Consider the following 13,794-nt stretch of genomic DNA (forward strand, 5'->3'; position numbering starts at 1 on the left):
TTTCAACTACCGGATACTTTGACCAAATTACGAAACCGCAACCCCGCGATAATATTTAACTTTGCCGCGTGACGACTAAACAACGCTACTTTATTGAATTGGCTTATGATGGCACCGCCTATCATGGCTGGCAGGTTCAGCAAAATGCCCACAGCGTTCAGGAAACGCTAAACAAAGCGCTAAGCACCATTCTGCGCCAACCCATTGAAACAACAGGTTGCGGCCGCACGGATACCGGCGTACACGCCAAGGAGTTTTTTGCTCATTTTGATGTGGTTGAAGAGGTTGTCGATAGTCCATTGTCCATAGACCATGGTTATGAGACCGAAAAGAGCCATGGACTATTGACCATAGACTATGGACTTAAAATCCGCAGCCTCAATTCAATCCTGCCTGCTGATATCGCGATTAAAAACATCATCGCTGTGAGTCCCGATGCGCATGCCCGGTTCGATGCAACGTTGCGGTCGTACCAGTACCACGTCCATTTTAATAAAGACCCGTTTTTAAGGGGATATTCCTGGCAGCTGCGCGATGTGCCGGATATGGAGTTGATGAACAAGGCTGCGGCTATGATGATGGACTATATTGATTTTAGCTGTTTCAGTAAATCAAATACCCAGGTAAAAACCAATAACTGTAAAATAAGCCGTGCCGAATGGGTACAAACAGAACAGGGCATGATATTCCATATTTCGGCCGATAGATTTTTGCGCAACATGGTACGCGCCATAGTAGGTACACTGATGATGGTAGGCCGTAAAGAAATACCGCCCGAAGCCGTAAAGCAAATTATTGAAAGCAAAAACCGCTCAAATGCGGGCATGAGCGTACCGGCCTGCGGGTTGTATTTAACAGAAGTGAAATATTAGCCCCTAAAACCTTGAACGATATCTATGGCCTTGATAAGCGACTACCTGGCAGCAATGGTTTAAAAATCGCTTGCAAATAACCCTTACTCCACTTCCGCGGTAATCTTTTCACCTATTTGCTGCCTCCACATGGCATAATATAGGCCCTTTTGGTTTATCAAATCGAGGTGACGGCCGGATTCAATGATGCGGCCTTTTTCTAACACATAAATACAATCGGCATGCATAATTGTGGATAAACGGTGGGCTATTAATATGGTGATATGATTTTCGTTTTCAGATACGTTACGTATGGTTTCGGTGATCTCCTCTTCGGTGATGGAATCCAGGGATGACGTTGCTTCATCAAATACCAGGATGTCGGGCTTGCGTAACAGCGCACGGGCTATCGAGAGGCGTTGTTTCTCGCCGCCCGATACTTTTACGCCGCCCTCGCCAATAACGGTGCTCAGGCCTTTATCGGCCCTTGCAAGCAGGGTTTGGCAGGCGGCACGTTGCAATACGTTCATACACTCCTCGTCTGTTGCATCCGGGCGAACAAACAGCAGGTTCTCGCGGATGGTGCCTGAAAATAGTTGGGTATCCTGGGTTACAAAGCCAATTTTTTCGCGCAGCTGATCAAGATCAATCTCTTTGCTTAAAATGTTGTTGTATAAAACATCACCCTCCAAAGGCTGGTACAAACCAACCAACAGCTTTACCAGCGTAGTTTTACCCGAGCCTGATGGGCCAACAAAAGCAATGGTTTCGCCGGTATTGGTTTCAAAACTAATGTGGTTAAGCGCGTTGCGGTTGGCGGTTAAATGTTTAAAAGTAACATTGCTGAAGGTTAGCGTGTTAACTTTCTCTACCATTACCGGTTTTTCGGGTTTTTTATCAATAGGTGTACTTAAAATGCCTTTGAAATTGCCTAAGGAAACCTCTGCTTCGCGCCATGATAGGATTACGTTGCCCAACTCCTGTAATGGGTTAAACAAAAAGAAGGAGTAAAACAAAAAGCTAAAATATTGGCCCGGCGATAATGAACCCTTAAATATCAGCATCAATAGCACAACCACCATTACGCTCCGCACAAAATTTACAGTGGTACCCTGTACAAAGCTCATACTGCGTACGTATTTAACTTTTTTTAGCTCCAGATCAAGTATCTTGTAGGTAGTGCTATTCAGTCTTTCTATTTCCTGTTTGGCCAAACCAAGGCTTTTTACCAATTCAATGTTCCTTAATGATTCGGTGGTTGAACCAGCGAGTGCCGTGGTTTCAGATACTATCTTCTTTTGAATGGTCTTTATCTTACGACTCATGGCCATGCTCACAAAAGTGATGATGGGTATAGCGGCAAAGTATACTAATGTTACCTGGTAATTTACACTTACCGAATATACAATTACAAACACCATCCCTATAAGAGATACAAATAATATGCTGATGAACGAGGTGATAAACTTTTCGCAATCTAACCGGACTTTTTGTAAAATACCGAGGGTTTCGCCGCTGCGCTGATCTTCAAAAACCTGGTAAGGCAGCTCTAACGAATGTTTCAGGCCATCGGCGTACATTGCTGCACCAACCTTTTGGGTAATAATATTGGTAAAATAATCCTGGAAATTTTTTGCTATACGCGATACCATAGCAACGCCAATAGCAGCACCAACCAGCGTTAATACCTGGCGCAGGTATTCATCGTAATGAAGGGTGCCGCGTTTTTCAATAACGCGGTCTACAATTCGTCCTGTTATCCAGGGATCAAGGAGCGAAAAGCCTATATTCATGGCAGCCAGAAACAGCGCCATCACCACTATCCAGCGGTGCTTTTTCAGGTAAGAAATTAGTATATTCATGTTTCGGCGGTAAAAATAAAAAAAGGGAATGGCTAAGTAGCTCATTCCCTTTTAATTTGACATAAGGTTAATATTAAACCGTCATGATATCTTTTTCCTTGGCATCAGAAAGCTGATCTACTTTGATGATATAAGCATCGGTCAGCTTTTGAATTTCGGCTTCACCTACTTTTATTTCATCTTCAGACACGCCTTCCGATTTCAATTTTTTGATCTTCTCATTGGCATCTTTACGGATGTTGCGGATAGCGATTTTACCGGTTTCGGCTTCGCCTTTTGCTTTTTTAACCAAATCGCGCCGGCGCTCTTCTGTTAACGGCGGTACGTTAATACGGATGATGATACCATCGTTTTGCGGGTTAACGCCAAGGTTAGCCGCTATAATTGCTTTTTCTATAGGGGCAAGCAACGATTTTTCCCAGGGTTGTATGATAATTGTTCGGGCATCAGGGGTGTTTACGCTACCCACCTGGCTTAAAGGGGTTGCAGTACCGTAATAATCAACAGTAACATCATCCAGCATTGATGGGCTTGCTTTACCGGCACGTATTTTATTTAATTCGTTATCGGCATGCTCAATGGCCCTTTCCATGGATGCCTTTGCATCAGTAACTTGTTTTTTAATGAGTTCGCTCATCGGTTTAAATTTTTCACAAAAATAATAAAATCTACCATTTAACAGCAGGCCATCTGTTTTATCATTTGGTGCCCGCCATGGTTTGCCAACTAACGTAATTTTTGCAAGTATGTTTTTAGCTATAAATGTTAAATAACTTTTTTTAACATTTATAATGCCCATTTGTATTTATCTTAGTGTAAACCTATTACAGCTATGAAAAAAATACTGTTAATTATCATTTTGGCCACATGTGTAAGTCAGTTAAAAGCGCAGATATCACTTAATCCTTTTTTTAGCAATAAAATTACCTGGAGCCCCACTTTAAAGCCAAAAACAGCTACTAACTTTTTTGCAACAAAACCTATATCACCGCAGTTAAAAGGTCTTTTATCGGGCAGCGCACTGCAAATGCCTGATGCCCAACCTATGCGCTATTTGATGCCGGTTGTTAAAGTATCAAGTACCGATAGGATGCCCGTAATAAAAACCGATGAGCCAGGTATGCATTATACCATGCTGATAAAAGGATATGGATCGCCAAAGTTGGATAGTTTGGCAAAATCAATGCCGTAATATTGTTGTAAAAGGTTTTTATGAGGTAAAAAACAACGTTACGCGGGTTGCAAAATTTACGAAATGCCAGGGATTAACGTTATCCAGGGTTGTCCAATTTTTCTGTCATCCTGAGGTACGAAGGATCTATCAGCTGTGAATGACCGATAGAAAAGTTCGCGAATAGATCCTTCGTACCTCAGGATGACGGTCTTTTATTTTATATATCATTCCCCTTCAGAATTTCGCAAATTTTACCACTCAGGATGACAGGCCTTCGCGCCGTGAAATTAAAGTATGCAAGGAAAACTACCTCGGCTGTTCTTCAGCCATCAACACACCCTTGTTAGCTTCGTCCACAACAGCCGCTCCCCGTTTTTTAACCACTTCATTAAAACTTTTCTCGTAATCAGGGTGATTAGTGCCCATCAGCCTGTCCCAAATGTTAAAATACAGCCCGTAGTTGCATTTAACCAAATGGTGATGCATGTTATGATGGGTTGATGTATTATGCCATTTAAATAGCTTATGGCTGGCAAAACCTTTCGGAAAAAGCTCGAAACCCAGGTGACCGGTTACATTGAGCAATAAGGAATATAAGGAGAACAAAGTTAACGCTGTACCATGGTACGGGATGGTGAAAGCTATCAGGGGCACAATGCCTACTTCGATAACAGCCTCCAGCGGGTGGAAAGCATACGCTGCAAATGGCGTTGGGTTAGTAGATAGGTGATGGGTTTTATGTATCGCTTTGAATAAAGGCTTCCAGTGCATAGCACGGTGTGACCAATAAAAATAGGTATCGTGCATCAATATCATCATCACAATACTAAAAATGTAATAGCCCCATCCTTTATCGCTTATGTTGGGATAAATACGGGTTAAGCCAGCTTTACTGGCGTAAATAACGCTCATGATAACCAGGCCGAAGATAATAATAGTGATAAATGAGTTCACCACCTCGCGGATTACGTGCTTATTTTCGGGATATCGCTGCTGTATTTTGGCGCGCCAGATGGTTTTATTCTTCCACACATAAAATACCAGGTAAAATGATCCTGCAAATAACAGGTAACGCACAACCAGCCGAAGTAAAACGTTGGATATGGCGATCAGATCATCTATGCGGAAGCCTCTAAACATCTTTTAATTAAACGTTAAAAAAATGACAATTTATATAGCTTAGAAGTCCTTATTCAGCAGTTTTTCCAGCTCTGCGAAGCTGATATTCATTTTAACGCGGCCCTGTTTGGCATAAGAGATCTCGCCGGTTTCTTCGGATATAATGATGGCAGTAGCTTCGTTGGCTTCCGTTACGCCAATACCGGCACGGTGTCGCAGGCCAAATTGCGCGGGCAGGTCTGTTTTTTCAGTCAGTGGTAAAATACAACTGGCCGATTTAATTTTATTTTCAGCAATCACTACAGCCCCGTCATGCAGCGGGCTTGTTTTTTGAAAAATACTTTCCAGCAGGCGTTTGGAGATCCGGGCTTCTACAACCTCGCAACTGTTTTGATAAAACTGCTCGTCGTAATATTTGGCAAATACAATGAGGGCGCCTGTGCGGGTCTGCTTCATGCTTTTGCAGGCGTCAATAATAGGCTTAATGCGGGCGTAGTTGTTTTTCTCCACCTCCTTTTTGCCAAAAAAATACTGCCACCAGGCCTTATTGCGTTGCAAGGAAGCATTTTTGCCCACCAATAGTAAAAATTTCCTGATCTCCTGCTGAAATACGATGATTACGATGATAATACCCACATCCACCACCTTTTTCAGGATGCCCGCCAGCAAGGGCATTTTTGTTTCGGGCACAATGAAATACAACAGATATATAAATGCAAGCCCAATAAAAATGTTTGCTGCTATGGTTCCCCGAAGGAGGTTATAAAGCTGGTAAATAATGGTTGCCAGCAACAGGATATCCAGTATGGCAAACGGCGTAATTTTAAGGCTGCTTAAAAAGGATTGCATTTACGAAGTTAACAAGTTTCGGCAAGTTAAAAAGTGCTGATGAAACATTGGCGTGCCGCAAATAAATTAGTGTGCCGTAGGTAAGTTACTAACTTAAGAAAGTTAGAAGGGTTTGAATATCGAACACCGAATATCCAATGCCGAATAACGAACAGAAACTTCGGTGTTGGACATTCGAAATTCATTATTCGATATTATTTACACATCTGTTGCTTACTTAATAACATCGCCTGGTATATACGGCCCACCCGGCACACCCCATCCCCAGGCTGGCATCGGCGCGTTGGCAGCCTCGGTTGCTTCACTTTCTTTTGAGTTGATAACCGCAATGCGCGTACCCCACTCCAGGTAAGCCAAAAATGCCGACCGGAATTCGGGATCGTCCGGCAGTTGTAATTCGTCGGCAGTTTTCAGCAGCAGTTCCATCCAGCGTTTGCGGTGTGCCTCGGTCAGGTATTTTTGCAGGTGCTTGCTTATCATGATAAAATGGCTGCCCTCCTCCTCGCTGTAAGTTTTAGGGCCGCCCAAAACTTCGGCAACAAAATGGGCTACATGCAGGCGGTGTTGAGCCGACATATGTTTAAATACAGGCTCCAGTAATTCGTCGGCCAAAACCTTGTCATAAAACTTATCAAACAGAGTTACAAAAGCCTGCATACCGCCGGCCCATTCAAAAAGCGAAGGGATTTTATTAGCTGCCATATTATTTAAGCCGTTATATTCAAAAATAAAGATAGCAGTGTATAATTTAATATGTGGAATTAAATCAGGAATCTTTACTTATTCCGCTCGGTAGTAAAGCGCACCAATTGCTCCAAGGCGGTATGCGAATCGCTTGGCGGGAAAGTATTCAGTATTTCAAAAGCCTCGTCCTGGTATTTTTTCATTTGAGTTTCGGCATATTGCAAACCGCCGGTCTCGTTCACAAATTTTATGATCTGGGCAATCTTGGCAGGGTCGTCGTTATGGTTTTTAACAAGGTTAATGATCCGTTTCTTTTCAGACGGCGTAGTATTGGCCAGCGAATAAATAAGGGGTAATGTAACTTTTTTCTCCTTGATATCGATACCCAGGGGTTTACCCACATCATCGGTACCAAAATCGAACATATCATCCTTAATCTGGAAGGCAATGCCTATTTTCTCGCCAAAAAGGCGCATTTTTTCAACCACCTCATCACTCGCGCCGGCAGATGACGCCCCACAGGCACAACAGGAAGCGATAAGTGAAGCTGTTTTCTGACGGATAACTTCGTAATAAACCGGCTCGCCAATGTCCATGCGTCGTACTTTTTCTATCTGCATCAACTCGCCCTCGCTCATTTGCTTAACGGCATCTGATACGATACGCAGCAATTGAAAATCATTATTTTCGATAGAAAGCAACAGGCCTTTAGATAGCAGGTAATCGCCTACTAAAACAGCTATTTTATTTTTCCATAAAGCGTTGATAGAGAAAAATCCCCGGCGCTGGTAAGAGTTATCAACCACATCATCATGCACCAGCGAAGCGGTGTGCAGCAACTCGACCAATGCTGCGCCCCTGTGTGTAGATTCGTTGATGCCGCCACATATTTTGGCAGCAAAAAAAACGAACATCGGTCTTATCTGCTTGCCTTTACGTTTAACAATATAATGGGTAATGCGATCCAGTAACGGCACCGAGCTTTGCATAGAAGACTTGAACTTCTCTTCGAACGCATCAATATCGGCAGCGATAGGTCTCTTAATCTCGTTGATGCTCAGCATTTAAACTAAACAAGCTTTTATGGTGTAAAACTGCCTTGTGGCAATATGAGGCAAACATAAGCTAAAATTATTTATCTGCATTAATGCAGAATATTTTTTACTCAAATTAAACCATCCGATCAATAAACAGTCAATACCAGTGATTGCCATATTTATAAGTTGAGTTAAAGTTTTGTGTGTGCGGGTTGCCTTTAAAAAGGTGCCCGCTTTTTTATTAGCGGCAAATGCAATAATATTTTACCTTTGCAATCCATTTAGCAATACGGAGAGGTGTCTGAGTGGTCGAAAGAGCACGCCTGGAAAGTGTGTATACTTCAAAAGGGTATCGAGGGTTCGAATCCCTCCCTCTCCGCTTAGTATTTTGAAATTAAGGTCAAAACGCTGTAAATTAATTATTTACGGCGTTTTTTTGTTTATGTCAAAAGTATAATAAACCAAATTAATCCGATCCATTATTACGCGGTTCATATTGATAAACGATTAAACGATCTTGTACGATGTCGTCAGTAATTTGGCAGATACCTGACCTATGCTCAGATCTCGTCCAAAGAGTTGTTTTGGCTACCGGCATTAACCGGCCCTATGACCATTTACAGGAAATGATCCTGCGCAGCTCTGAAGCAGACAACCGTCAGGTTGCTTTGCATTTATTAGAACTTCACAGCCGGGTTCAAGGCTTTCGGCCCGATAATACCAGCTAAAGTTTGCTGTAGCCGGAATAAAACGATGAAAACGACGATACTGATAATCGCGGCGAAAAAGCACCACACCGAAAGCTCATAATCCTCGAAAAAGAGATGGGTTATGATGTAAGCTATGCCTATGGAAAGTCCAAACAGCCACATTCCTTTTACGCTCGAAATAAACGGGGGAACAACGATGGCCAGGAAATATAATATCGCGGAATCGTGGAGCGCCGAATTCATCGAGCCCAGGCTATAAAAAATATGCATACCCGCTATCTCTGCGTGAATGGGCTGGGTCATCAGCCGGTAAGCCAGGTAGCCGGATACCAGCAGGCCAATTCCGGTTGCTATATACAATATCTTTTTTCTCGGCGTAGAAGTTTCCAATAATAAAATAGCGAAAGGCACCCAGGATGGCCAGACCACCTGCGCAAATGCCAGGAAAGTATAAGTTGCCGGTTTTAGCCATAGGGCATAACCCGGATTTAGGAGTGCGAGCCATATCAATCCTTCTGATACCTGCTGCACGGCAAAGATGAGCGGGATCCCGGCAAAGGCCATTTGCTGCCGCTTACCACATCTACTGAGCGTAGCGACGCCTATTACAGAAAGGACGGCGCTGGCTCCAAAACTTGCACCTGCTGAAAAACACATTTTTCTTTCTCCTTTTGATTTGATGAGTGTTAAAATTCCAAAGGAGTTGAGACGAACGGGCCGTTTTCCTGATTTGGCAACGCATTAGTATTGATTTAAATATAGCACTAAATTCAATATTGCGCCTTACAATTAATAACGCTATACCGGGCAGCAGCTTCGATCAGGGAAAACGAAATGCCGCAGGTAACGTTTGAAATCGTTTAAAGTCCGTCGCCATCAGGTTTATCGTAAACCGATAAGGCAACGGGTAAACAACTGGCGACACCATTTAAGCCGCAAACAGTTAAAGTAATAAGGATGGCATCCACGATTTCTGCCCGGGAAGCACCCAACTCCTTTGCCATGGCCACATGGTAGTAGATCGCCTTCGGATCGCCTAACGCGGACTTGATGCCGATATAGACCAGCTGCTTGGTTTTTGCATCAAGGCCATTCGTTTGTTTTAACGCTTCGACTAATTGGTTAAAAGCTATGGCTACTTTGGGAGCCTCCTGTTCAAAAGCTGCTAATGGGTTATTATTCATGATTTCCTGGTTTATGGTGAAAATTCCGGAAGAAAATAGCCAGTAAAAGCACCGATCCCGGCGCAGTGACCAGCCAGGGCGCCCCTATAAACAACACCCAGGTGGAAAAATGCGGGTAAAAATAGGCAAAACCGATTAGGGGTATTACCAGCCCGTTGGCGATCATGAACCGCCTGAGCCATTTTTGCGCGCCGTCTTTTTTGAACACGAAAGCAGCGAATAAGGTGGACAAGCCCATGCATATATAACCCAGCGCGTCCAGCGTCCAGAAAAAAGAATGCGGTGTTACCCTAAGGATACTAACCGAAGCATCGCGCAAGGATAAAGGTATAACAGTTGCCAGCTGGACCGAATATATCAGCACGACATAAACTGTATAGAGCAGGGCAAATAACAAAGCTGCATGGCTCCAAAATCTCCGGTCGCCGGGCACGATATGATGTAATGCCAATATCGCGATCAAAAATGGCGGGGCGATGGCCAGGGAAAAGCCATAGATTAGGATGTCATCCAAAGGATAGCCGGTGACACCGGCGACCTGCAGGATCTGCACGATTCCGTAACCCACCATGGCAATGAATGCGACTATAGCTCCGTAAAGGCCGATGGTGGCGATATCTTTTTTCACAACAGGGTTTCCACTTTAAGATCAATAGCCGGAAACGCTGTACCGCGCTTTCCCAAAATATTTTCCAGGTCATCCTTGTAGATCACTTCCTTTTTTAACAGCAGGTTGGCCACCTGCTCCAGCGAGGCTTTATTTTCCGCCAGGATGGTTTTCGCGTCCAGATACGCTTGCGCCACCAGCTTGCGGATCTCCTGGTCGATCAATTCGCCGGTCGCTTCGCTGAATGGTTTTTGAATAGCCAGATCGCGTTGATCGGTAGAATCGAAGTAACTGACATTGCCCAGTTTTTCATTGAAGCCGTAATACACAACCATGGCATAAGCTTCTTTGGTAACCTTTTCGAGGTCATCCAAAGCGCCGGACGATACCTCGCCGAAAACGATTTCCTCGGCTGCCCGTCCGCCCAGCGTCGCGCATAAATGCTCGCGGAAAGCGGTTTTGCTGCGCAATTGTTTTTCTTCCGGTAAGTACCAGGCTGCGCCCAGCGATTTTCCTCGCGGAATAATGGAAACTTTTACCAGCGGGTCTACCGTTTTCAAGAGCCAGCTGATCACCGCGTGGCCCGCTTCATGAAAGGAGGTCGTCCTTTTTTCTTCGGGCGAAATGATCTTGCTTTTCTTCTCCAGGCCGGCAACTATCCGGTCAATTGCATCCATAAAATCCGCTTTTTCTACTTGTACCGCTTTTCGCCGGGCCGCGACCAATGCAGCTTCGTTGCAAATATTGGCAATGTCCGCACCCGAAAAGCCGGGTGTCTGTCCGGCCAGTGTCGACCGGTCAATGCCAGTCGCCAGCGTTAAACCAGCCATATGCACTTTGAAAATGGCGGCGCGCTCGTTCATATTGGGCAATTCCAGGTAAATATGGCGGTCGAACCTGCCCGGACGAATCAGGGCTGGATCCAGCATGTCGGCCCGGTTGGTTGCTGCCAGCACGATCACACCGGTATTGGTACCAAAACCATCCATTTCGGTCAAGAGCTGGTTAAGCGTACTTTCCCGTTCGTCGTTGGCGCCACCTAAAAAAGCGCCTTTGCCCCTTGAGCGCCCAATGGCGTCAATCTCATCAATAAAAATAATGCAGGGTGCTTTTTCCTTGGCCTGCTGGAACAGATCACGGACGCGGGAAGCCCCGACGCCGACAAACATCTCTACAAATGCGGCACCTGAAATAGAGAAGAATGGAACCTGTGCTTCGCCGGCAACAGCTTTAGCTAATAAGGTTTTGCCCGTCCCGGGCGGCCCGACGAGGATCACACCTTTAGGGATCTTGGCGCCCAGTTTGGTAAAAGAGGCCGGTTTTTTTAAAAAGTCAACGATCTCCAGCACTTCAACTTTAGCCTCGTCCAAGCCGGCAACGTCTGCGAAAGTTACTGTGCTGTTTTCTTTTTCGATCAGAGTGGCGGTAGATTTTCCAAAATTAAAGATCGAAGAACCGCCTGTTCCCGCCATTCCGCCACCAGCCCGGCGCATCAGGAAATTCCAGATGACCAACAGCAGGATAAACGGCACCAACCAACTGAGGATGTTCAGCAACCAGTTACTTTGATAGGAATAACTCACCGGGATCTTTTCGTTCGCTGCAAAGTTTTTCTCAGCGTCCTCCATGTTATGCTCAAAAGATTCCACTGAGCCGATTGTAAAGGTATAATGCGGCCCGGTACTGATCCCCTTGCCAAAGGCGGTCGTAAAAACTTCTTTGAATGCCGGATCCTTTGCAAAAGCGCTTTTGAGATACACATTAACTTTCTCTTTGTTAACAACCTCCAGTCTTTCTACCGCTTTGCGGTTCAATATCGTGGTTGAAAATTGCTGCCAGGTGGTTTCCTTTACATTATACGAACCGCTCCACAAGGGCGATAGGATCACATACAGAAATATGATCACATATACCCAAACCCAGCTGAATGCTGGCCTGGTTTTTCTTTTTACCGGCCTGCCGGGTTTCACCTGCTGATTATTTTTCATGGCGTTATTCCGGTATCTGGATCGGTGATTTAGCTTCTTTATTTATTTCATATTTGGCCAGCTGCGTCAAACGATCGTCGATGTTTTTTTCATTGATCTCCATCTGGTAGAAAATAGCTGCGGCCTTTTCCAGGTCTAAGTCCCCGGCAAATGCCGCGGCAGTGCCGTATGCGCTTATTTTATAATGATTAATCACTTGTATGCAGGCGAGCAGGCAGGCATCGCGAACCTGGATGTCTCTGCAAATACCCAATATTTCGTTCGTTTCATCCGTTAAGCTTTGCATAACCGGATCAGCACGGTTTGCAGAGATAATCTGCGCTTCTAAAATAAATGCATCCATTTGCTGGATATGCACATTCACCTGGTCAAGGTACTTTTGCAGCACTTGCCTGAGTTGAACAGATCCTGTGTCATTGATCCATACTGGCAAGTTCTTTTGCAGCTGAAGCTCTCCGCTGGTGAATTTTCCGGTTTGATGATCCAGCAGCTGACGTAAGGTGGCAATGGTTGAAGTGGTTTCCATGGTCTTTGCATTTTAACACTCAAATTTAAGCCACGGTACTTTACTTGCAGATGATGAGCGTCATGAGGAATACTGATTGTTATCATAGATCAGCGGCCTTTGGTCGTTTTACTTTGTTATGAAATTTTAAGCTAATGCCCCGTAAAGTAATAGCAAAGAAACGATGCCCGAGGAAACCCCTGTTGTAGCGCCGCAGCCCGAGATAAATCCCACGGTTGAACCGGTAACCGCGCCGGCACCGTACACGTAAACTCCGTTATAAATTATACCGTCATCACCGGGTTTGTATTTTTTACGGCATTGGGCATATTGATGCTGATCATCTCCGACAGGCGGGCACTTGCATTTATCCTTCGTAAACTCAATCAGTTTAAATGGCTCAGGCGGTTTATTGCGAAAGCCAGCCCCTTGTATTTAACCAAAAGTAAACAGAAAAACTGGCGCGCGCTTCATGAACCTAAAAAGCCGGTCGCCATGGCGGTACTCTTACAGATGGGTATCATCACACTGGATGCCATAACGGTCTTTGCGATCCTGCAGGGTTTCCATGTTATGCTTAATCCCTGCAAGGTTATGTTTGGATTGCTGTTAACCCTGGCAATTGGCTCATTACCTGTTTCGCCCGGTGCGCTGATCGCTTACGAAAGTGCGATGACCTTTTTTTTTACGCTGCTTGGTGTGCCGGTACACGCGGCACTGATCGTGACCCTGCTTTTTCGTTTTTTTACCTTTTGGCTACCAATGCCGGCGGGTCTGTTTCTTTACCGGGACCTCCGGCGGCGGCAAACATAGCTCAGGGTCATATTCCAAAATGCCCGCCGTCATTTATCAGCCCCTTAACAATTTATAATTTGCAGGTGTAATTAGTTAATGTATAGCTATGAAAACTATCCTTGTATTAACGGATCTTTCCAAAAATGCCGGCCACGCTGCCGAATCTGCTGCCTGGCTCGCCGAACAACTGCATGCCGGGTTGGTGTTGTGGCATTGTTACCCAAAAATACCAGTGATGCCCGGCTATGCCGGCGGAGCGATGATTGCCCGGGCAATGGTAGGGCCTGTTGAGGGCGAAGAAGCCCTTCACCATGCGTTGGTGGAACTCGAAGATTATATAACAGGTACAGACGGCAAATATAAACCACAGCTCCGCGCACAATATTGCGAAGGAAGCCTTTAGGATGAACTTCGCTCGGAAATTGCGAA

General features: G+C 44.9%; 15 protein-coding genes and 1 tRNA gene. 5 read left to right on the top strand and 11 right to left on the bottom strand.

Annotated features, from left to right (window positions below):
- Positions 1-68 precede the first annotated feature (68 nt).
- Positions 69-872 (top strand): tRNA pseudouridine(38-40) synthase TruA, encoded by an 804-nt coding sequence (gene truA / locus PQ469_RS07690; RefSeq protein ID WP_274212421.1) that lies wholly within the window; start codon positions 69-71, stop codon positions 870-872.
- An 83-nt stretch (positions 873-955) separates the two neighbouring features.
- Here the strand turns inward: truA and PQ469_RS07695 are convergent, their stop codons facing one another.
- Together PQ469_RS07695 and frr are read right to left on the bottom strand one after the other, a co-directional pair.
- Positions 956-2,713 (bottom strand): ABC transporter ATP-binding protein, encoded by a 1,758-nt coding sequence (locus tag PQ469_RS07695; RefSeq protein ID WP_274212422.1) that lies wholly within the window; start codon positions 2,711-2,713, stop codon positions 956-958.
- A 73-nt stretch (positions 2,714-2,786) separates the two neighbouring features.
- Positions 2,787-3,350, bottom strand: a complete 564-nt coding sequence (gene frr / locus PQ469_RS07700; RefSeq protein ID WP_090649487.1) for a ribosome recycling factor — start codon at positions 3,348-3,350, stop codon at positions 2,787-2,789.
- 195 nt (positions 3,351-3,545) lie between these two features.
- Here frr and PQ469_RS07705 point away from each other — a divergent pair, with 195 nt between their 5' ends.
- Positions 3,546-3,905: a hypothetical protein gene (locus tag PQ469_RS07705; RefSeq protein ID WP_274212423.1), complete on the top strand. Its 360-nt coding sequence runs from the start codon at positions 3,546-3,548 to the stop codon at positions 3,903-3,905.
- A gap of 288 nt (positions 3,906-4,193) precedes the next feature.
- Here PQ469_RS07705 and PQ469_RS07710 read toward each other — a convergent pair whose 3' ends face one another.
- The 4 genes from PQ469_RS07710 to PQ469_RS07725 all read right to left on the bottom strand — a co-directional run bounded on the left by PQ469_RS07710 (position 4,194) and on the right by PQ469_RS07725 (position 7,603).
- Complete coding sequence (locus tag PQ469_RS07710) at positions 4,194-5,027, bottom strand: sterol desaturase family protein (protein WP_274212424.1); 834 nt, start codon at positions 5,025-5,027, stop codon at positions 4,194-4,196.
- A gap of 39 nt (positions 5,028-5,066) precedes the next feature.
- On the bottom strand, positions 5,067-5,855 hold the full coding sequence (gene cdaA, locus PQ469_RS07715) for a diadenylate cyclase CdaA (RefSeq protein WP_090648530.1): 789 nt from the start codon (positions 5,853-5,855) through the stop codon (positions 5,067-5,069).
- 213 nt (positions 5,856-6,068) lie between these two features.
- Positions 6,069-6,557 carry a group II truncated hemoglobin gene (locus PQ469_RS07720; RefSeq protein WP_274212425.1) on the bottom strand — a complete coding sequence of 163 codons (489 nt, stop codon included), beginning with the start codon at positions 6,555-6,557 and terminating at the stop codon, positions 6,069-6,071.
- A gap of 74 nt (positions 6,558-6,631) precedes the next feature.
- Positions 6,632-7,603, bottom strand: a complete 972-nt coding sequence (locus PQ469_RS07725; RefSeq protein ID WP_090648540.1) for a polyprenyl synthetase family protein — start codon at positions 7,601-7,603, stop codon at positions 6,632-6,634.
- Between the two features lie 264 nt (positions 7,604-7,867).
- On the opposite strand from PQ469_RS07725, the gene PQ469_RS07730 reads away from it, so the two are divergent.
- Positions 7,868-7,955 (top strand) — tRNA-Ser (locus tag PQ469_RS07730).
- A 298-nt stretch (positions 7,956-8,253) separates the two neighbouring features.
- Here PQ469_RS07730 and PQ469_RS07735 read toward each other — a convergent pair.
- The 5 genes from PQ469_RS07735 to PQ469_RS07755 form a co-directional block, all read right to left on the bottom strand.
- Positions 8,254-8,943, bottom strand: coding sequence for a DUF6629 family protein (locus PQ469_RS07735; protein ID WP_274212426.1), 690 nt, complete (start codon positions 8,941-8,943; stop codon positions 8,254-8,256).
- A 203-nt stretch (positions 8,944-9,146) separates the two neighbouring features.
- The gene (locus PQ469_RS07740; RefSeq protein ID WP_274212427.1) at positions 9,147-9,470 is read right to left on the bottom strand and encodes a carboxymuconolactone decarboxylase family protein; all 324 of its coding nucleotides are present in this window, start codon (positions 9,468-9,470) and stop codon (positions 9,147-9,149) included.
- Positions 9,463-10,098, bottom strand: coding sequence for a hypothetical protein (locus tag PQ469_RS07745; RefSeq protein ID WP_274212428.1), 636 nt, complete (start codon positions 10,096-10,098; stop codon positions 9,463-9,465). The genes PQ469_RS07740 and PQ469_RS07745 overlap by 8 nt, the downstream gene beginning before the upstream one ends.
- Positions 10,095-12,065 (bottom strand): ATP-dependent zinc metalloprotease FtsH, encoded by a 1,971-nt coding sequence (gene ftsH, locus PQ469_RS07750; protein ID WP_274212429.1) that lies wholly within the window; start codon positions 12,063-12,065, stop codon positions 10,095-10,097. The genes PQ469_RS07745 and ftsH overlap by 4 nt, the downstream gene beginning before the upstream one ends.
- A 4-nt stretch (positions 12,066-12,069) precedes the next feature.
- Positions 12,070-12,591: a YciE/YciF ferroxidase family protein gene (locus PQ469_RS07755; protein WP_274212430.1), complete on the bottom strand. Its 522-nt coding sequence runs from the start codon at positions 12,589-12,591 to the stop codon at positions 12,070-12,072.
- A gap of 312 nt (positions 12,592-12,903) precedes the next feature.
- On the opposite strand from PQ469_RS07755, the gene PQ469_RS07760 reads away from it, so the two are divergent.
- Positions 12,904-13,383 (top strand): lysylphosphatidylglycerol synthase transmembrane domain-containing protein, encoded by a 480-nt coding sequence (locus tag PQ469_RS07760; RefSeq protein ID WP_274212431.1) that lies wholly within the window; start codon positions 12,904-12,906, stop codon positions 13,381-13,383.
- A gap of 88 nt (positions 13,384-13,471) precedes the next feature.
- Entirely contained in the window at positions 13,472-13,768 is a 297-nt protein-coding gene (locus PQ469_RS07765) for a universal stress protein (RefSeq protein ID WP_274212432.1), read from the top strand.
- Positions 13,769-13,794: the final 26 nt, after the last annotated feature.

It is taken from the genome of Mucilaginibacter sp. KACC 22773, from assembly GCF_028736215.1.
Classification (GTDB): domain Bacteria; phylum Bacteroidota; class Bacteroidia; order Sphingobacteriales; family Sphingobacteriaceae; genus Mucilaginibacter.

Bases quoted from the DNA above. Each gene is read 5' to 3' on its own strand.
- PQ469_RS07695 (WP_274212422.1), bottom strand. From the start codon at position 2,713: ATGAATATACTAATTTCTTACCTGAAAAAGCACCGCTGGATAGTGGTG.
- frr (WP_090649487.1), bottom strand. From the start codon at position 3,350: ATGAGCGAACTCATTAAAAAACAAGTTACTGATGCAAAGGCATCCATG.
- PQ469_RS07705 (WP_274212423.1), top strand. From the start codon at position 3,546: ATGAAAAAAATACTGTTAATTATCATTTTGGCCACATGTGTAAGTCAG.
- PQ469_RS07710 (WP_274212424.1), bottom strand. From the start codon at position 5,027: ATGTTTAGAGGCTTCCGCATAGATGATCTGATCGCCATATCCAACGTT.
- cdaA (WP_090648530.1), bottom strand. From the start codon at position 5,855: ATGCAATCCTTTTTAAGCAGCCTTAAAATTACGCCGTTTGCCATACTG.
- PQ469_RS07720 (WP_274212425.1), bottom strand. From the start codon at position 6,557: ATGGCAGCTAATAAAATCCCTTCGCTTTTTGAATGGGCCGGCGGTATG.
- PQ469_RS07725 (WP_090648540.1), bottom strand. From the start codon at position 7,603: ATGCTGAGCATCAACGAGATTAAGAGACCTATCGCTGCCGATATTGAT.
- PQ469_RS07735 (WP_274212426.1), bottom strand. From the start codon at position 8,943: ATGTGTTTTTCAGCAGGTGCAAGTTTTGGAGCCAGCGCCGTCCTTTCT.
- PQ469_RS07740 (WP_274212427.1), bottom strand. From the start codon at position 9,470: ATGAATAATAACCCATTAGCAGCTTTTGAACAGGAGGCTCCCAAAGTA.
- ftsH (WP_274212429.1), bottom strand. From the start codon at position 12,065: ATGAAAAATAATCAGCAGGTGAAACCCGGCAGGCCGGTAAAAAGAAAA.
- PQ469_RS07755 (WP_274212430.1), bottom strand. From the start codon at position 12,591: ATGGAAACCACTTCAACCATTGCCACCTTACGTCAGCTGCTGGATCAT.
- PQ469_RS07760 (WP_274212431.1), top strand. From the start codon at position 12,904: ATGCTGATCATCTCCGACAGGCGGGCACTTGCATTTATCCTTCGTAAA.
- PQ469_RS07765 (WP_274212432.1), top strand. From the start codon at position 13,472: ATGAAAACTATCCTTGTATTAACGGATCTTTCCAAAAATGCCGGCCAC.